This is a genomic window from Frateuria sp. GZRe12 (assembly GCF_051900535.1).
In the GTDB taxonomy this organism is placed as follows: domain Bacteria; phylum Pseudomonadota; class Gammaproteobacteria; order Xanthomonadales; family Rhodanobacteraceae; genus Frateuria_A.
In genome coordinates, this window is record NZ_JBHZGI010000005.1 from 158,029 (window position 1) to 176,741 (window position 18,713).

Genomic DNA, 18,713 nt, shown 5'->3' on the forward strand with positions numbered 1-18,713 from the left:
GGGATGAGCGGTTCTAGCGTCACTGTGAGCCCAGTGCGCTCGTAGCTGCTCGAGGCCCATCTTTCGCGCGTGTTTCGTGTCGCGCGTGTTTCGTGGCTTTGGCCAGTGTGAGCTCTTCCGCCACGCCCGTCGCTCCCTGGAACACACGCCAACCAACCGCGCCTTCTTCAACGGAAACCAGGCACATCCCATAAAGAGCTCAATCGAAAACGGAGGGCCCTGGTCATCGGTCGGCGCCTGGACACTTTCCGTCGGCTCGCGCCTGACCTCCTGTCGCCTTGGGCCTGACTCGCGGGGCAGCCGTAGCATGGTGGGTGTTCAAGCACCCGCCCATCAGGCACCCGCTATCCGTTCTGTAAGGCAATGCCGGTAGCCGCTTCACAGGGAACGTTACTATGGCGAGCGCCCGCCCTCAGGCGAGGGGAGGCTGTCCATGTTTTGCTGATTTACCGAGCGCAGGCATTCTTTCTCTCTCTCAGAGCTCCAGTGCCATATGCACCTTGCCCTCGTGGATCAGCTCAACCTTGAATCCGAGGCGAGTATAAAGATGTAGGGCTGGGTTCTCCTCGAAAACCCGCAAATGCACAGCCGAGAGCTGGCGTTCGCTTGCCAAAGCCGCAACCTTGCTTACGGCCCAAGAGCCTACGCCACAACCCTGCTCATTTGGCAAGATTTGAAGGTCCCTTATCTCAAGACAATCTTTCACCTGTAGCACACGGAGCGCACCGATCCGAACGCCATCATTCGTAATAATCAAGTTCTCGAACTGCCGCCAGCTATCCTCAAATAGCTTAGGCTGCCATGTGACATTGCGAGCTTCCAAATACCTGGCCATGTTGCTGCGGTGAAGCTGCTCGCAGAACTGCTTTTCTTCATTATCTGCAGCTCGGATCTCCAGCATCACCGCGACCTCCGCCTCTCGTTCATCGCCACAAAAGGCGGTTCTAAATTACAAAAGAGCAATGGAATCTACTTCGTAGCCTCGACGAAAAGCGAAAAGCTTTGCTCGCTGCCAGTTTTCGCCATGGCATTATAGCTATGGCCATCGACACGAAGGTCCTCATGTGTGCTGCCCTGAAAACTGCATTCTGACACCCGGCTAAAACCCGCATCGTAGAGGAGTTTGCTCAATGTAGGAAAATCGTAGCCAAATTTATGGTTATAACTGAGGACTTGTTTGTTGGCACCACAGAAAAGCAGAATGTAGTCAAGATTGATAAGCCCGTCACTTACAAAACCCTTGTACATTGGATAGAACTTACGACGATCCAAAAAGAATTCCCTATCCTGGTTTGCGTAGGCGCGAAGAAGCTTTCCAACGTCAGGAACCACCAGCCTTGCAACCCCACCTGTCTCGAGGATCCGATGTATCTCGCGCAGGAACAGCGGAGCCTGATCACCGTATCGAAGATGTTCCAAAAGATGGGCGCAATAAACGAATTTGGCCGACTCATCGGGCAGGTGTAAGCCCCAGTTTACGTTAAGTGCTAAATCCGCGCCTCCGGCATCGATATTTAACCATTCCTCAAGAAGGTTACCCGACGAGCCTATGTGAACCTTAATGCCTCTTGTGTCGGCGTTAATACCAAGAGCATCCAGCTGTTGGTTTACAAATTGTTCTTGCTTGGTCCTCAATAAAGAAAAGGCGCGCCAAAGATGTTCCCGGGCTTGAGCTAGCTGGGCACGTACCTCTGGAAGTTGCACTTTCCTTCCGGATGTCGTGGGAGCGCCACGACTTGAAGCTTCCGAGAACTGCTCAAAAACAGATAAGTGATCAAAGATGTGATCAGCGAGAAGAACCACGTTCTTCAGAACCGTTTCGTTAGATGCATCTTCGGAGATAACTGGTTCCTTCCTTACAAACCTCGCCGGGCTGCATGGGTCCACGAGGTTCCAATAGTCTCGCGTCTCATTCCCACGATCATCCGCCTTCCTGTCAATAGATCGTTCCATCTAACTACCTCGTCCGCGCTTGTGGATTGGTGGGCGCAATGCTCGTCAATGCGGCTTAACCGCGCGGCGCCGCGGCTTCCGCCTGGAAAGGAGTTGTATACCGGTTGCTCGTCCCCGACGAAATTATGGCCGCAGCGTCGCGGCTGTCAATAGTGTTCAGGACAAAGGGCCAATTGGCGCCGAGTATATGCAGTTCCGCCCGGCCGGCCACCGTCGCACTTCTTTGATGCGAGCGAATTTCTTTCGTGGCTTAGCTTGACCTACCGGTTGCACGTGCGGTACTAAGGAGGTCCCCCAGCAGAGGCTGGGGGTTTACCAGCAACTAAGGAGATCGGTATGTCTAGTCCTGTCCTCCAAGAGGTAACCACCCGCAACGAGTGGAAGCGGGAAAACTTGGCCGTGGTTGAAAAGCTGAGTGTTCCTGCCGTGCCTTCCGCTTTCCCGAACGCCTCTGTTCGAGTCTGCGGTTATGAGCTGGAAGATATCTGCGGAGCTTCCTCCGTCTACGCCAGCGGCTAATAAAGCCGGTAGTGCTGGGGCACGTATCACGTGCCCCAGTTAATGGGCTTAGAGCATCACGACGCGGCTGAGGCTAGAGCTTCAGTGGTTGTGTCGTGCGCGCTTTAAAAGAGGACGACTACCTTTTAAGGACTCGTTAGAGATGGATTCTTCTTCGCAGGTCTTCGTAACAACGCCACACGGTCGTTTCGAAATCAATAATTGGCAAGAGAACAACACCATTTTCGAGGTCTGCCAGTTAAACCGGATTCCGCCAAGCGCGGTTAGCTTCTATATCCAAGAAGCTGGTCGTTTGAGTTTAGTAACGAACGTTTTGGCAAAAATAAAGGACGCGGTACCGCCTGGTTCGAGTCTGGTTATCCGTCCTGACCGAAACATCAACTATCACGAAGTCATACCGGAAGAACTTCTGACGGATGTCGGCGCGGACGACGTAAGCGAGTACTTTTTCCCGAATGACAGCCGCTCGCACATTCTCAAAGGGCTGGATTCGGAAGAGTGCAAGGCTTTTGTCTACGAAAGAGTCCATGCTGCTTCGCAGGAACACATTAGTCCAGCGAAAAACGCGCCCCTCGTAGTCGGCGTGAGCGGCGGCGGCGATTCAAATGTTCTTGTAGGATCATTGCTGGCTGCCGGGTTTAGCAATATCCATCCCGTGATGATGATGGGCATACCTGATTGGGACAAAGGCCGAAGCAGGGCACAAGAAATCTGTGATTCCCATGGTGTGCCGCTGCGAGTATTGGAAAGCGACGAGGTTGGTCGACTGCTAGGCGTGGTGTCGGGTAGGAACTGGGTACAAGCGTTTGAGGAGGTATACCCGGACGTCGATCTGGAAATGCTAGGTACGCTAGCGATTCGCCTTGCGCTCACGGCCGTGGCGAAAGAGGTCGGCGCTAAGGTGGTCGTGACAGGCCTAAACCTTGAGGACCTCTTGGGGGAGGCTATCATGTGCGTTCTAGAGGGGCAGCCGCCGCTACCGTTTCCAATAAGAAGCGTCGGCGACGTGGATATCTTTTACCCGCTTTACAAATGTCCCAAGAAAATTATCGACGGCTGCTTTCCCAAGTACTCCCTCGCGAACTACGAAGATCGCTTCCCAAGTCGCCTTCGTGGTCGTGCGTTAGCCTATTACCTCGCTCAGTCAATGAACGGTCTTATCCCTGGTATAGAATTCGATCTCCTAGAAGGCTTTGCAAAGATCGCAAGGAACTGGGAATCAATGCACTTTGATCCGGAGCTCGGCTTTACTGTCTTACGTAGCATTAGCCCGGAAGCGCGAGCGCGCTGGAAGAGTTTCCTCGGACAGTAGCTTTAGGTAAGGGAGATCCGCCATGGATGCGGGTGAGGTGCTCATCGCCTCCTTTATGGAAACTATTTGCGCCTCGCCAACAGAGGCGCAAATAGAAGTAGCCTTTGCTGCGCTTGTAAGAAAGCGCGTTCCTGAGCAATTCCTCGACGGTGAAATCCGCAGGATCGCCGTCGACGGGCGCTACTTCAGCCAGGGGTGGCGGTACAACCAACTAATAATGGCCGAATCACCGTTTGGCACCTTGTCAATCAATAGCGTAACAAAGCCGGCTAAATACGCGTATACCGTTGACGCCGAAACATGGGTCGCCGTTCCCCTATCCGCAGCCGCCGACGGGCTCCTCGTCGAACACTATGAAATATCGGAGCCGTCGATGCTGGGATCAGGTGAAGAGTTATCAAGGTCAGCTGATCAGACAGTGCTGCGGCGGGGCGCGGTTGGAAAATTGAAGGCGGGGCGGGTTTATAGACTGATTGCCACGATTGCAACACCGATCATGAGTTTTGCGTTGCCCTCATCGAGCAATGTCATTCAAAAATATGATTGCGAAACGGGCCGTCTCTGCCCTTCCGCTCATCTCCAAAATGGCGACATGGTTCTGTGCTCCACAGCGCGGATCTTAGGAGAGTTTGGCGATAGTCAGTCCTTTAGCGCTTTGGAAAGTCTCTCGCACCACTCCTCACATCACGTGAGGTGGGAAGCGGTAACCGGAATGACGAAGATTGACCCCATGCGGGCGATAGAAGTTTTGGAGGCACTTCAGTCTGACGAGCATCCAGATATACGCGCCGCAGCGGCGATCACTCTGGAAAGGCTGTTGGACGCGGGTGAGGACCTGGGCCCATGAAAATTTATCCTGTCTCGAACGAACTTGGTACTTCGGATCCTGAAGAGTTTCTCGAGCAAGTATCAGCTGCTTACGACGGAGTAGATCCAGAATCTGTTCTGCCGTTCGTAGCGGATTTCCGTAAAGTCGCGAATAACCAAAAGGCGTTCTTAGCCAGGCTGCACTCGGAGATCGATGGCAGTGTGGTCCAAAGATTCGCGCAGTATTCGCAGTCGAGCTGGTTGCTAGCGGGCGTGCGAGGGCAGCGCCCGTTCCTGAGGGTAAATATGTGGCCTCCAATCGACCCGGCATCCGCTGAAGCGCGAGATCTATGCAAGGCATATTCGTATTATCTCCCCCATAACCACAACTTCTCCTTTTTGACCACCAACTATCTCGGCGAGGGATACACAACTGAAGTTTGGGAAATAACGGATGACACCAAGAGCATCCAAGTTGGCCAAGAAATTAAGTTGGCTTTCGCTGGAAAATTCCAACTAAGTCATTCAAGCATCATGCTCTATGAGGCCGAGAAGGATGTCCACGTTCAGTTCCCGCCATCCTCATTGTCACTCTCCCTTAACTTAATGCTGTATTCCGAACGCGATAAGTTTCGGCCCCAGCACTTTTTTGAGCCCAACTCGCGCCGCGTAGTAGGTGAGTCCAAGCAGTCTCCAGGAGCCAGGCGCCTCGGTCTAATTAATATGGCGGCATGGCTTGGAACCGAGGAGACAGCGGATATGCTTGATTTTCTTTCGCGTACTACGGACGATCCTCTGCTCCGGAAAGCCTCTCACGGCGCGGCCGAGGGCATACGAAAACGCTCTCGTAATGAATCCTCTGCCTGCTAACAAGGACGTCCTTAAGTGAAGCTAAGGAGAGCGATCGCGTCACTGATGCTGGCAAGCTTTACTGCTGGTGGCACCGAAATGTTCACGATGGCACTACTCGCTCGACAGCAGTCGATCGATGAGAGTGGGCTGTCGGCTTCGTTGGTATACGTGGCTACGCTAATCGGGACGGCCCTCATGGGCCTGATAGGCTCAAAGATACTCAGCCGTGTGAGGCCTTCGGTAATAGGCTTGGTCGCCCCTCTCACCTGCTTCATCTGCGTCAGCGGGGCCTACCTCGTATCTCCCGGACCATTCGATTACTTCCTTGCGGGCCTAGTGTCCGTCGCGACCGCTTTGGATTTCCCAAATATCAATAGCACCCTGACCAATCTTGTTAACGTAAAGCAGCGACCCGCTGCGTTTTCGGCGCTTCAGTCCGCCACTTATACAGTCGTGGTCTCCGCTCCCGTACTAAGCGCCTTCCTGCTGTGGGCCTTTGGCGGCCACCACGCGATGCTTGCTATTGCATCTGTTTATCTAATCAGCGCGGCGCCCTGGACATGGCTTCCCTCGCAGCAACTACATGCAAAGACAACCACCTCAGACCAGTCAGCGTATGGACTGGTTACGATGGATCGGGGATTGCGTGGTCTGTTAGTGTTCAGACTGCTGGTTAACCTCATTTACACAGGCATACCAGTCGCGCTGCCGTACCTCTTGTCTAAGAGCGCACCAAACCATGACGAGTATGTCTGGTTGCAGGCCACAAGTTTGGCCGCGCTTCGCGTGGGGCCTCTGGCTGCAAGCCTACTAGGATTGGTGGTGCTAAATGGAAGACCATCTATGGTAACAAAAGTAAGCGTTTGGTCCCCTGTCGTTGGTTCGATCGCGACTATAGTGCTAGCGGCATTCTTCAACGCATACGCAGCTATCGCATGCTGCCTCCTGGTTGGCGTAAGCCAATACGGCTCTCGGCTTACCGGCATGGTCTTGGGCCCTGCAGTAACGCCGCCGAATCGGCTAGCGGAAGTTATTCTCGCTGGAGACACGATTGTACGCTTGGTATCCGCCGCCTATGGTCTCGCCCTCATATCGCTTCTAGGCCTCACCGGAGGCGGGGGCATAGTCCTGGCTATTGCTGCCGCTTGTGCAATACCAGCGCCGCTATTTCTCGGTACTGCATTTGAGTCATACGAAACACAACTGGAATCAACCGACCATGCATTCTAGCCTAGCCACTGCTCAAGGGGAGCCACTTGCCGTTACGGCTAGCCAAGTTAAGAATCTTCTTGATAGGGCCGTCTACGGGAACGACGACGCGAAAGCTTACTTTGCGTCCATTATATTTAAACACCTATATCTGATAAGAGCTGGGCTCGCCACTGGTGCGAAAAGTCACACACTAATACTAGGTCCCACTGGAGCTGGTAAGTCTCACTTAGTGAGTGCTCTGAAGGATCTGGCCGACGTGCCCGTGGTATCGGTTGACGCGACTAGCCTCACTGAAGCCGGTTACCAGGGGCGCGACGTAGATTCTGTGTTCGACGATCTCATGCGTGAGGCTAGCTACGATCGCCTGCGGGCAGAGTCAGGGATCGTATTCATAGATGAGTTCGATAAGATTAAAGCGGCTTCCGGTGGAGAGCGAGATATACGAGGTGAGGGAGTTCAGTATTCTCTTCTAAAGATCCTAGATGGCGACATTAGGCAAATAAGGAGCACGCGTTCCTCCCGGTTGCAAACTGTCTCGCAGGGCGATGTTTATCAATTCGACACCAGCAAGCTCCTCTTCATTTTCGCGGGTGCTTTTAGCTCTTCGCTCGACCTATTAAGTCTCGAACGCATAACTCCGAGCGATATTGCGGCGCTCGGATTTCTAAGGGAGCTGACTGCAAGAATACCAAATATCGTTAGACTTAAAAGTCTGGCAGTTAACGACGTAGAAAATGTTCTTGACGACGGTTGCGGTATAACAGGTGAATATACCTCGCTCTTTGACGCGATGGGTTGTAAACTTGAGTTCACCGGCAGGGCAAAAAAAAGAATTGCTGAGGAGACGGTTGAATTAGCCATCGGCTATCGTGGTTTGCGAACCGTTCTAGACCGTACTCTACTCTCGAGGTTAGTTGAAATCGATAGGCGTTTAGCGATAGCCGGCGGACATGGGCATCGGGTCGTTGTTGACTGCGTCGACAGCGATTTGGATTGTTTCGTGATACCTGGTTGAGCTAGTTAGTTTTGCGGTTGCATAATGCTTGTTGGGTCGCATGTATTGTTGGAGACTCCCGGCTGTGGTATTAACTTTCGAAGGGTTGCGCGTAATCGTCTTTGGAGGCTCAAAGGGTATCGGGAGGCGGATTGCTAGCGACTTTGCGAATAGCGGCGCTAACGTCTCAGTTTGCGGGCGCAGCGTTCCTCAGGTTGAGGAGCCAACTAAAACGCCGGCCGGCTTAACTGCGTTTTCGCACGCCGGATGGTGTGATGTCTCCGATGTCGAATCCGTTAAGTCTTACGTTGCGGCAGCTGTCCATTCCCTTGGAGGCGTAGACATTCTCGTTAATTGCGTCTCGGCGCTGACGGAGGGGGACGATGACGAGAGCTGGCAACGTTCTTTCTCTGTTGACATGCTAGGCATAGTGCGAGCGACTAACCAATGTCTCCCGTGGCTAAGTAAGTCTGTATGTGGATCGATCGTCAATATTGCTTCTGTTAGTGGTCTGAGGCCAAGTTACGGCGCCTATGGGGCTATAAAGGCGGCTGTGGTGCACTACACTAGGTCTCAAGCGAGGCTGCTCGCCGGCAAGAATCTCAGAGTGAATTGTATTGCGCCTGGACCTACGGACTTTCCCGGTAGCGTGTGGCAGAAAGTCCGCGATCGCGATCCAAGCGCTTACGATAGAGCCAACCGCGGTATGCCTTTAGGCGGGTTTTGTGCACCAGAGGACGTCTCCGCTGCGGTTCTGTTCATGGCCTCAGCTTTTGCGCGGAAAATCACCGGGCAGGTACTTGTTGTTGATGGCGGCCAGATGTTGAGCTGCTAACAGGAATACGAGGGATTGGCGATTCGACCCGAGGCATTATGCGACTCAAAAGCTATTCTATCGGCTCTGTTCGAGTACATCCATTTTCTCCTTTTGGTGCAGAGATCAAGGGTATTCGGGCAAATGACGTCGCTCCTGAAGCTGCAGCAGGCCTTCGAGAAGCCTTAGTCCGGCACCAAGTTTTGGTTATTCGCGATCAAGATCTCCCCCCCGCCGATCAAGTTAAGTTAACCGAATGCTTTGGTACTCTCGAATCTAGCCTATCTCTTCGACCGGAAGATCATCAGGTCGCTGGGTACCCGCACGTTCTGCTGTTGAGCAACAAGCCAAACTCTTCCACGGCCAACTATGGCATGGGTTGGCACTCAGACGGGCTAGCCTACGCAAAAGTCCCGCATGGGATCACCATGCTGTATTGCCTTTCGTGCCCGAAGGCTGCGGGTGATACTGTCTTTGCAGACCAGTACTCTTCATACTCGGCGATGTCTGAGGGCATGCGACGTCTTTTAGAAGGCTTATACTGGCATTTGCCGCGTATTCCGTACTCGGAAGTTCCGCCGTCAGCGGGGTTAGTGCAGCCTTTTATTCGGCGTCACTCCATATCCGGTAGGCAGTTCCTTTTCTTTGCTCCGGCTGCCCGTCAAATACGGGGTATGACGGTTTTTGAGAGCGCGGGGATCCTAGATACGGTACGCCAATATCAGGTCCATCGCGATTTCGTTTATCGTCACTCGTGGAACAAAGGTGATATCGTTATTTGGGAGAATCAGACGCTCCTTCATAGCAAGGCGGATGCGGTTGACCCTGACAAGCAAGGGCTTCGGGCTATGCATAGAACCGCAACAAAGGGAGCCTACGAGGCTATCAAGTGTGAGCCGGCTGAAGCTGATTAATGTTTTTACGTGGGTCGAGTTAAGATAGAGGCCATAAATTGCCGGTGGCACTTTGCTGATAATAGGATTTTGACCTCCGCGCTCTCAGGCCTCGCAATAACGCTCGCGACTCTCACTGCGACTTGTCTTGCCGGGTTACGCGTTACTGTCCCCCCGCTTAACGCGGGCAATGCAGGACGTGCCTCAAAAGGATCGAGGCGTCCGAGGACTGTCCGCTTCTCGACCACCAGGGGTGACAAGGATCTGCCCACCGACTCGGACCAGGTGGGAGTCCACAGGTTCCCATTGTTCGGGGGAAAGAAGATGCGGCCGCTGCTGGAAGCAGACCCGTATTCCCCAATTGCGGGGCAAAAGGCCCCGCGCGACGGGTCCAGCCACAGAGGCGGTCGCTCGGACGCATGATTGGGTGACCTGAGGCGCGTCTTTCACTCTGCGTCTGTTGCGCGTACTAGTAAGAAAAACACGTAAAAACAGGCACTTGTGTCGTATCCCGCCTTCCGATATGGTCGCCTCAGGTAGGCCTTAAGCGGACAGAGCGTGATTGACCGCAACGTGAGATCACCCACCACTTACTGGCTCATGCAAGAGCACGGCCCGCTCTTGTGCGCCTCGGTCGCGGCCAAGCTTCTGGGATTCAAGAGCACCGACGCGCTGCGGCAGGCACGTATTCGCCACCGTCTCCCCGTCCCGATGTTCACCATCGAAGGGCGCCGTGGCTGGTTTGCTTCCACGGAAACCGTCGCAGCCTGGCTGGAGCAGACTGTCGATCATGGCACTTCGGGAGCACCTCGCTCCTATGGATAGGGGAGCTCCTCCTCTATCCAGCGAACCCGGCCGTGCATCGGGCGTCACGCCCTTGTGCCGACTGGGCACGCGAAGGAATGTCTTCGCTGCGGTCTATCTGATGATAGTCACTGGCCAAGGAGGTGGGCGAGCGTAGGCCTTCCAAACAACCCACCCGGAAAAAAGAAAAGCCACCCTGTGGCGGGGTGGCTTTCTGGCGTGACCTGAAGGCTCAAGTCTGATCCGCTTGAGCGGCAGTGTGTTCCCTGCCGGCCCTTCAAGTCAAGCCTCCGACACCCAAATCAAATGCCGCCGTTTCGCGGCATAGGAGGCGTGCGTGCGCGAAAAGCATGCAGATCGACGCATCGGCGACAGGACCACCAGGGGGCGTCACACAGCTCACTCGAGCGGGTCGAGGAACCTATCATGAGGATGACCATCGAGAAACTTGCCGGGCTGATAGGAGAAGGACGTGGCCTTGGGGCGGGCGACCACTACAAGCCATGGGAACAGATAACCCGTAAGAGAGCATCACCGTTCTCGAACCTAAACATCGTTCCGGTGCCGCATCTCACGCGCCTTGCTCACTTTCTGTCGCGTGGGGAGCGGGAATTCGGCCTGCTCCTGTGGTGGCTGGGCGCGGAGGATGTTCGCGAGCAGTATCCCCTATGGCCCTGGCCGCATCGGCAGCCGCTTGAGGAGATCGAGCCCTACGCTCCACGGATGCCTAAGCACCCGGGGATGGCTGCACTCGCCGGGGATGCAGGGATCAGACTAGGCCGATACCCGGGAACGAACGTTCCGGTCATTCTCTCTTTGGACCTCTTGGCCACGATCCCGCCGGCCGTCGGTCCTCACCGCTTGGTGGGCTTCAGCTGCAAGCCGCGGGCGCTGTTCCACGCCGCCGCGTCACGATCACGCCTCAGGGAGCGTCTTGAGCTCGATCGTCGATATTGTGCCGCAGCGGCCTTCCGCCATCGGCTCGTTCATCCCGAGCAAATATCCAAAACGTTGGTAGTTCAACTCCACTGGCTGGCCCCGATCATGTCGAAAGGCCAACTCGAACTGTTGATCGGGGGGCAAACGTATCAAGCATACCTCGCTCACATCGCGCCGAAGGTCTACGAGCTTCCTGCTCATCAGGCTTCCTATGCAGCAGCTGAAATGGTTGGGTGGAGCGAAGAACAAGGCCAGCAAGCCCTCAGGCTCGCCCTGTGGTACCAGCACATCGATGTAGACCTATCGCAACCGGTCTGCCTGACGCGCGTACTGAAGCCTGGTGGCGTATCCCTCCGACGAGAACTCCGAGAGCAGTGGTTCGGGGGGCAAGAATGACTCCGATCTATGGCCACATCCTACGGCCAGGACTCGGGGAAGCCTGCATCTCGGCAGACCATCGTGTCGTGTCTGTCCAACAGCTTGCAGATGCGGTTTGGCTTATTCCAATGCCACGAGGGACAGGCACCAAGGGTGAACGACAACGCTACTTCACCGGCCCAAAGCGGTTCAGCCTCTCAACGGTCGCTGAAGCACTTGAGCAGGGCCACTTGATCATGGAAGACGTGCCGCTGCCGGGAGCCTGGCAAATGACAGATGCGGACTATCTCAGCAGTGCACCAAGTGCACGCGAAAGAGACCTGAGGTCCAAGCGCCTAAAAAAAAGGGATGAATGCTGGGAGGCCGTCCACGCGATCGTAGGAGCAGAGTCCGCTCAAGATTTAGCGCCGGTGGCTGATGGACTGGCGGAGAAGATCGAGGCAGTCGCGAAACGACACAGTCGCAGCCTGCCAACAATCTACAGTTGGCTTCATAGGTACTGGGCAGGCCGGGAATGCCTCAACAGCCTTCTTCCCAACACGAGTTTTTGTGGCGGACCCGGAAAGCGGAGGCCGCCAACGACGCGTCGCGCGGGTCGCAAATCCCGGAAGTTCAAGGCAGGACTGATCGAGAGCGAAGGCTATGTGCTGACCGCGGTGGATCAGGAGCGCCTGGCGATGGGATATGCCCTGGTGAAGCCGGGCGTCACAGTAGCGGACGCCTACCGTCTGACCATGGGGGCGTATTGGTCGCAGACGCATCAGGACCAGCGGGGTCATATCAAGCATGATCTGTTTCCCGCGCACCTTCGCCCAACAAAGGTGCAGTTCGAATATTGGGGTCGATTGCTTCACGGCACTCCTCTGAGGCGGAAGCTACTCGGCGTGGACCACTGGTCGACCTCGACGCTTGCCGTTTCAGGGCGCGCTCAGGACCAAGTTCAGGCCGTCGGCCAAATGGCGATGATCGATTCAACCTCATCGGATGTGTACCTCACCTCCATGAGGTCGCGGCAGATCGTGTTGCCACCAATGCACAGGACGATTGTCGTCGACGTAGCTTCCACCTTGGTTATGGGCTTTTGCATGAGCTGGGAAGCACCGAGCTCAGCCACGTCATTGCAGGCGATTCTTTGTGCCGCGAGCGATAAGGCGGATATCGCAGCAAGATTTGGCATCGAACTGAAGCCGGACGACTGGCCCGGTCTCTTGCATCGTTTGTACTTGGCCGACAACGGTGAAATGAAATCCGCGGCGCTCGTGGAGGCTGAGAAGCAATTTCGATTTGGCGTTGAATATGCCAAGGCGTACAGCGGCCAGAGCAAGAGCCTCGTTGAGACCCAGCATCACACGGACCACAAGACGCTGGACCACAAGCTCCCCGGTACTACACGCGGACGACAACGCCAGCGCGGCGAAACTCGTCCTGCTGACGAGGCGTTGTGGAATTACAACGAATACATGCGCGAGTTCATTGTTGCGACGATTGAGCACAACAACGAAGAGGTGCCTGCTCTTGCCCCGTTTGATATGAAGCGCGCTGGCATACGCCCGAGCCGGCTCAATGTCTTCTGCTGGATGCGCGATCATGGGATGCGAGCAGACATATCTTGCGACCTCGGGCAGTTAAGAGCATTCACCCTTCCCAATCGTAAGGCTGTGATGCGCCGGGACGGCATACATTTGCTCATGGAAAACGGAATCCGGCTTCTTCCTGGCCATCGCTTCTTTGCGGGCGACCTTACTGATCATCCGGTGTGGCAGCGTGCAGCGAGCACCGGACGTACCGTCAAGTTGACCGTAAAGCTTGATGCCAATGACCTGAGTCACCTTTGGCTGCCGAGCGACAGGGGGCTCCTGCGCATACCAAACGTTCAGGCCGAGCAGGCCCTCCTGGAGGGCCTGACGTTAGTTGACACGAACAACGAGGTCGAGAGTGAGGATCTCAGGTTAGACATGGCTCGCGAAGCCGAAGACCAGAAGAGTCTCGACACCTTGATCAGACGGAGTGAAGTAACGCGGAACGCTGCGCAAGAAAAAAAATCCGAGGCGGAGAGGCTCCAAACGTCGAAAAAAGGAAAAAGGGTGCGGAGACAATCACTCAAGAAGAATCGAGAGGAGGAGATGGTCGCCCTCACCTTTTCTTCGAAGGCCAGCGCGCCACAACTTCCGGAAGAAGAATCAGCACCTGTTGCCAACCGGACTGCGGAAGCAGCTGAGCGAGCTATGGCCGCGTTTCTGAAGACAGTCGCGCGATGAAAAACAACAACCTTGACCACCCAGAGCTGATTAATGGACCGAATCCATTGCTGGAGGCGATGGCGCCATTCATTAGCTTTGAAGACATGCCAGCTGCCTTAGCCCGTCAGCCGCTCAAATCGTTAAACTGGCGATCCATACCGACCGCGCAGCGCACGATCTTTCTCGAACAGTACAAATGGCACTACTGGCCAAGCAGTCTTGTTCTTGACCTCGCTGAGAGTATCCAGACGATGTTGCGGAGTGGACTTGCAGCGCGCAATCCTTTTTCGGTTTTTGAGCAGCGACGAATCAATGCGCTCGCTCTCACCGGAGATACGCATAAGATGCCCCTTCAATCGCTACGCACGCCCGCAGGCGGAGGGATCATTTCAGCCATCACGGGCATGGGGAAATCCGCGGTGTTGGCACGGACCTTGGAGGTGATAGCTCCACAGCAGGTCGTAGTCCACAGCCGAAGCGAAGCGTGTGGATGGTCAGCTCTAACGCAGGTCCTCTATCTGGTCATTGATGCCCCATTTAATGGGACTCCGGGAGGGTTGCTTGCGCGAATTGTTGAGGGGCTGGACGTTCTCCTGGGAACCGATTACGCCGGCGACCGACGCAAGTTGCGCAATCTTGATCAGCAGCTCCTATTTGTTACAAAGCTCCTATCCAACCACCGGGTGGGGATGCTTGCGATTGACGAGAATCAGCAAGCCAACTTTGACGAGAGCTTTTGGCAAAAGAGCTTCGTCCTGTTCTTTCTTGGGTTAATGAACCTGGGGATACCTGTCTTGCTGCTGGGGAATCCGCTGGCATTTGTTGGCCTCGAAAGCGCATCACAAGACATCCGACGCTTCTCCACGGCGGGCTATTACAAGCTGACGCCTGCTCCCTCGTTTTCAGATACTTGGTGGTCCAAGGAGTTTGTTCCTGGCATGTGCCTTTTTTCTCTATGTGACGAAGTCCCTCCGGTGGAGGAGATCGTGGAAGGGACCTTTGATATGTCGGCGGGCGTGCCTGGCCTGTTTGGGCCGCTTTGGATCGAGGCACAACGACTCGCGCTACGACGCGGAGGCGAGGTCGCTCAGCTCGAGCACGCGGACTTCATTGCGGCTTTGGACACCCCTCGCGTGAGAGAACTTCATGCGATGGCACTTCAGGTGCGTGGTAAAGCGGCGGTCCATCGCTTCACCGACATGCCATTCAAATCCCTAGGAGCAGCAGGATCCGCTCAGCCTATACCCGCCGACGAATGCACCGGCGCACCGACTCCAAAAGCGATCGTGTCATTTGATCACGTAGCCGCCGCTAGGAAGGCCTCTGAACGTAAGATCAAGGCTAAAGAGCGAGCAGCCGAGAAGCGAAGGGAGAAAGCCGAACAGCTCACGCCCGAAGACATGAGGAGACACGAACTCCAAATGGAGATGTTCGCTAGCCTGAGAGGAACGCAAGAGCCGCTCCTGGCAGGCAGTGATCGTGCTCCGCCGAAGCGGCGTTAGGCCTCCATGGATGAGTCGCCCCGCGACCACGCGACTTCACGGCGACGCATCTCCTTCATCAGCCACGAGGAGTCGCTCCAGGTTTGCTCTTTGGACATTGTCTCGAGCAGTTCGATTGGAAGGGTCGTCGCCAGCCGCCTTACAAGCAGTCTGTCGATGTGCCATTTGGCGTCGATGCAGTAGACGTCTATGTCCTCTGCCAGCGCGCGGTACAGAGCTGGCGGGAAGTTCGCATCCATGACGCATCTTCGGAGTTCCGCCTGCGTTCGTGGCGAAAGCCACGATCCAAATGGTTCGGCTTGAGTTACCTCCAAGGGGACCAAGTGAGGGGGACTTTGCCGCCTCGGCGGGCTCATCTGAAGGTGGTCAAGGGCCCCCACTATGACGAGCCGCGAAGCTACGTAGCTTGCTTGCACGCGCTGTTCTAGCTCCGCGCTCACGAAGTGCTCCCCGTCTGCAATATCGAGAGCAGCAGCCACGTGGCTGACCGATACACCCCAAAGCCTTCGGATGGTGGTCTCGATGAGTTCGCATGCGCGCGCCAGCGTGCCAAGGCGGCGTACCACAGCGTCCATCACCAGCATCCACAGATCCGGGGCGATTCCGATCAAATTTCCACCGAATGTCTCCGTCCAGAGATGGAGGTAGGCGGCGTACCCATCTGAAATGGGTAGCGCTGAGGCCTTGGCGGTTGTCTTTCGTAACTTATGTTCGCCGGGTAGCGTCAATGGCCATTTCCGATGGTCACCATCGCTAGTGCCGCCCTCATCACGCAGTCCTTTTCCGTGGTAAGGGCAATGCCCAATGGAGGGCAGCAAGTGGAGTACGCGCCACGATGCAAAGCCCTGATGGTCCATGTCTTCTTGGATACACTCATCGCATGACCGTAGGCAATTTGTAGCGAGCCTTGGAATTCGCCTTCGTCTATGCCCTCTGAATGCAGCTCGAACGCGGTCACCGTTGCCCGACTCAAATCGCTCGGCAAGTGAGTTGGCTACTGACGCTGGCATCGTTCGCGAGTACACGCCAAACAAGGTGTGCTGTTCGAGAACTTGGCGCACAGGCACCGATAGGCCAAACAGCCGTCGCGTTGCCTCACTTGCGCCGCCTCCCAATACGCTCATCTGGCTTGCTCGCCCGAGAATTGCTCTCAAGGATTGCTCCGCGCTTGACGATTGAAACATCCGGTTGTGTATTACGATAGCGCTCAGTAGCGTCGAACCGGGCTTTAGGTAGGGCATGTAGCCGATATATGCCATGCTTAGTCCGGGTTGGTTGGACCTATCTGGGCCCAAAGTGAGGGTAGATTCTGTGCCAGCCAGGCTCGGTCGTGGCGATACAGCCACATGTAGCCGTTATTCGGTATTTTTCTTAGCGCCTTGACCGTTAGTTGCGGGTGCTTGCGAATAAGTGCTTGAAAATGTTTTCGTCTGCGCTCTCGAGTTGTATAAAAGCGAGCAATGCACCATGCCTGCTTAAGGTCTAGATCTGAGGAAAGCATTCGATTGATAGTGACCTGAGAGACCCCGACCATCACTGCAACAGCGCCTGCGTCCGCCCCAGACATGAGTTCCGTTCTTGCCAGGTTCTTCTTTTCGTCGGAAAACACCTTAGTGCGAGGCGTGTAGGCTAGCCCGAGCTGTTTGGCCCATTTGAGGCCTGTGGTCGTGCAAACGCCCGTTTTGATGGATGCCGACCGAATGGACGAGCCGGCTATTACATGGCCCCTAAAGGTCTCTATGGGACACACCTGCGGTCCGAAAGCGCCCGTGGGCGCGACCTCACCACTGGGCGAGAGCGTGTCTTCGTAGGCTGCAAGGAATTCCTCCCAGGCCTCAAACAGCATGGATATGAGCAGAAGATGCTTGAGTGGGTGGCCTGGTCTCGGTTGGCGTCGCGCTAATGCTCCTGCCAGGCCCGGCCAGTCTCCTGTGACTGCCTGAAGGGATTCGAACCCGGGCACGCTCTCTATCCCACGAAAATGTGAGCGGGTGGCTTTGATGAGCGCCGTAAGTCGCAAGCTACCTTTGGCTGTCGCGAGCCCTTGGCTGTGCAATGCTCTCTGGTAAACCCTTGCAAGCACACGTGAGTCGAGTGACCCAGGCGCCAGCGTGGCAAAGCGCGCGGAATACTCAGCTACAGTTGTTAGACGATCGATCTGCTCTTCACCAAGGACAGGCACCTCAATCCATTTTCGCTTCAGGCCGCTCCTCGGCAGCAGCCACCCGCGTCGATGTACTGGCGTGACCGGGTCCCACGCAATGACGAGCGGGCGCCTGTGCTTCCGGCAGACCATAGCGGAGGGCAACTGGTCGTCTATGTGCCAGTAGGCGAACCCATGGGTTTCCTCGTCGTTGTCGAAGCAGACCGCGCAACCCTTGAGATGATGATGGCCTCCGATGCGGCTGGCTGCGATCCCGAGCTTCATCTTCAGCTCCGGCATTGTTCCGGTGAAGACCCGCTGCAAGATGTTCTCTGCCTGATCGACGTGAACTAGGGGGAGGAAGTACCCAAGAAGGGTGTGCCGAAGCGCTATATCCCTGGGCTCTCCCAGCTGTCCTCCTGTCCGCTCGGCGAGGTGGTGAAGCAGACCGGGAAAGTCGTGCATCAACGCGGTGTAGGGCGAACCAAACAAGCTCCGGCTCGTCGAAGTCGCGCTTGACCCATTCCATGCGTGCACCAGTCCACACCAGCTATAGAGGGTCTGATCAGCGACTAGCTTCGGTAGGTTGAGGGACATTCGCCGTGAGGGTTGCTCTATCGGGCCTGAGCAGTACAACATGGCTCGAAGTGCTTGTGTGGTTTGGATTTTTTATTGCGCGGCCGGCCATCAGTGGCGAGAAGTTGATCGCGAGGGGGAAACCATGGGAACGACGGCGAGAAGCAAGCGGGCCGCCAAGTGGACATTGGCCACAGTGGTCACGATCGGTTTGGTGGTGCCACTGATCGTCGCGTTGCTAGTCAGTTCTACCGCCGACACAACGACGCGCGTGGGCGACGTGGGGAGCTTTGTATCGTCCACCACTAGTGCCGGCGGATTCTTCACCCGGCCTGCCACCACGGTTCAGACCTCGGCCGGCAGCATCGTCGTGTCGGGTAGGTTGTCCGCAGTCAAAGGGCAACGGCTCAAAGTGGAAGATCGGCTTAAATCCGGGTTGCATTTGTGCGTGCAGACGACGCCACCCACCTGCGTGGATGTGGAGGGTCCTTGGACCGGCGATATGCAGCCTGTCCGAAATCAGTGGCAGGTATTTGGGTGGCTTGCAGCACGCGTTAGTGTCGCGGCCGCCGGGCTCTGGTTTGTTCTTGGACTCATTGCAACGATGGTCGCGGCGAGCCTGCTTGCAAGTGCGGGTGGTTGGGCGAGAGCGGAAGGCGTTCGGTAAGGAAACCGGTGTTGGACCCTAGCATTAGCCTGGTCGTCTGTCCGCGCAGTGGTTCTACCTCAGCGTACCGTGCCGAATGGTGTGCCGGTACAGGCTAGCCGATGTCCG

Annotated in this window: 15 protein-coding genes and 1 pseudogene; 11 read left to right on the plus strand and 5 right to left on the minus strand. The window is 55.8% G+C overall.

Features of this window, described 5'->3' with window-relative positions:
• Positions 1–475: 475 nt before the first annotated feature.
• Both ACFWZ4_RS12945 and ACFWZ4_RS12950 read right to left on the minus strand, forming a co-directional pair.
• Complete coding sequence (locus ACFWZ4_RS12945; RefSeq protein WP_439705164.1) at positions 476–901, minus strand: GNAT family N-acetyltransferase; 426 nt, start codon at positions 899–901, stop codon at positions 476–478.
• 68 nt (positions 902–969) lie between these two features.
• Positions 970–1,953, minus strand: coding sequence for a class I SAM-dependent methyltransferase (locus ACFWZ4_RS12950; protein WP_439705096.1), 984 nt, complete (start codon positions 1,951–1,953; stop codon positions 970–972).
• Between the two features lie 661 nt (positions 1,954–2,614).
• Between ACFWZ4_RS12950 and ACFWZ4_RS12955 the strand changes: the two genes are divergently transcribed.
• The 10 genes from ACFWZ4_RS12955 to ACFWZ4_RS13000 all read left to right on the plus strand — a co-directional run bounded on the left by ACFWZ4_RS12955 (position 2,615) and on the right by ACFWZ4_RS13000 (position 15,219).
• On the plus strand, positions 2,615–3,784 hold the full coding sequence (locus ACFWZ4_RS12955; RefSeq protein WP_439705097.1) for a hypothetical protein: 1,170 nt from the start codon (positions 2,615–2,617) through the stop codon (positions 3,782–3,784).
• A gap of 22 nt (positions 3,785–3,806) precedes the next feature.
• The gene (locus ACFWZ4_RS12960) at positions 3,807–4,631 is read left to right on the plus strand and encodes a HEAT repeat domain-containing protein (RefSeq protein ID WP_439705098.1); all 825 of its coding nucleotides are present in this window, start codon (positions 3,807–3,809) and stop codon (positions 4,629–4,631) included.
• Positions 4,628–5,461 carry a hypothetical protein gene (locus ACFWZ4_RS12965; protein ID WP_439705099.1) on the plus strand — a complete coding sequence of 278 codons (834 nt, stop codon included), beginning with the start codon at positions 4,628–4,630 and terminating at the stop codon, positions 5,459–5,461. The genes ACFWZ4_RS12960 and ACFWZ4_RS12965 overlap by 4 nt, the downstream gene beginning before the upstream one ends.
• A 45-nt stretch (positions 5,462–5,506) precedes the next feature.
• A complete protein-coding gene (locus ACFWZ4_RS12970; RefSeq protein ID WP_439705165.1) occupies positions 5,507–6,673 on the plus strand; it encodes an MFS transporter in 1,167 nt (388 codons plus the stop codon).
• Positions 6,663–7,670: an AAA family ATPase gene (locus ACFWZ4_RS12975; protein WP_439705100.1), complete on the plus strand. Its 1,008-nt coding sequence runs from the start codon at positions 6,663–6,665 to the stop codon at positions 7,668–7,670. The genes ACFWZ4_RS12970 and ACFWZ4_RS12975 overlap by 11 nt, the downstream gene beginning before the upstream one ends.
• A 40-nt stretch (positions 7,671–7,710) precedes the next feature.
• Positions 7,711–8,484, plus strand: coding sequence for an SDR family NAD(P)-dependent oxidoreductase (locus tag ACFWZ4_RS12980; RefSeq protein WP_439705166.1), 774 nt, complete (start codon positions 7,711–7,713; stop codon positions 8,482–8,484).
• 38 nt (positions 8,485–8,522) lie between these two features.
• Positions 8,523–9,377 carry a TauD/TfdA dioxygenase family protein gene (locus tag ACFWZ4_RS12985; RefSeq protein WP_439705101.1) on the plus strand — a complete coding sequence of 285 codons (855 nt, stop codon included), beginning with the start codon at positions 8,523–8,525 and terminating at the stop codon, positions 9,375–9,377.
• A 1,209-nt stretch (positions 9,378–10,586) separates the two neighbouring features.
• Entirely contained in the window at positions 10,587–11,495 is a 909-nt protein-coding gene (locus ACFWZ4_RS12990) for a hypothetical protein (protein ID WP_439705102.1), read from the plus strand.
• A gap of 212 nt (positions 11,496–11,707) precedes the next feature.
• A complete protein-coding gene (locus tag ACFWZ4_RS12995) occupies positions 11,708–13,735 on the plus strand; it encodes a hypothetical protein (RefSeq protein ID WP_439705103.1) in 2,028 nt (675 codons plus the stop codon).
• Positions 13,732–15,219 (plus strand): hypothetical protein, encoded by a 1,488-nt coding sequence (locus ACFWZ4_RS13000; RefSeq protein ID WP_439705104.1) that lies wholly within the window; start codon positions 13,732–13,734, stop codon positions 15,217–15,219. The genes ACFWZ4_RS12995 and ACFWZ4_RS13000 overlap by 4 nt, the downstream gene beginning before the upstream one ends.
• Here the strand turns inward: ACFWZ4_RS13000 and ACFWZ4_RS13005 are convergent.
• The 3 genes and pseudogenes from ACFWZ4_RS13005 to ACFWZ4_RS13015 form a co-directional block, all read right to left on the minus strand.
• The gene (locus tag ACFWZ4_RS13005; protein WP_439705167.1) at positions 15,216–15,803 is read right to left on the minus strand and encodes a hypothetical protein; all 588 of its coding nucleotides are present in this window, start codon (positions 15,801–15,803) and stop codon (positions 15,216–15,218) included. The genes ACFWZ4_RS13000 and ACFWZ4_RS13005 overlap by 4 nt on opposite strands.
• A 210-nt stretch (positions 15,804–16,013) precedes the next feature.
• Positions 16,014–16,478: pseudogene (locus ACFWZ4_RS13010) on the minus strand (hypothetical protein); the annotation flags it as partial.
• Between the two features lie 2 nt (positions 16,479–16,480).
• Positions 16,481–18,001: a TnsD family Tn7-like transposition protein gene (locus ACFWZ4_RS13015; RefSeq protein ID WP_439705105.1), complete on the minus strand. Its 1,521-nt coding sequence runs from the start codon at positions 17,999–18,001 to the stop codon at positions 16,481–16,483.
• Here ACFWZ4_RS13015 and ACFWZ4_RS13020 point away from each other — a divergent pair.
• On the plus strand, positions 18,000–18,605 hold the full coding sequence (locus tag ACFWZ4_RS13020) for a hypothetical protein (protein ID WP_439705106.1): 606 nt from the start codon (positions 18,000–18,002) through the stop codon (positions 18,603–18,605). The two genes, ACFWZ4_RS13015 and ACFWZ4_RS13020, sit on opposite strands and share 2 nt — an antisense overlap.
• The last annotated feature ends 108 nt before the right edge of the window (positions 18,606–18,713 follow it).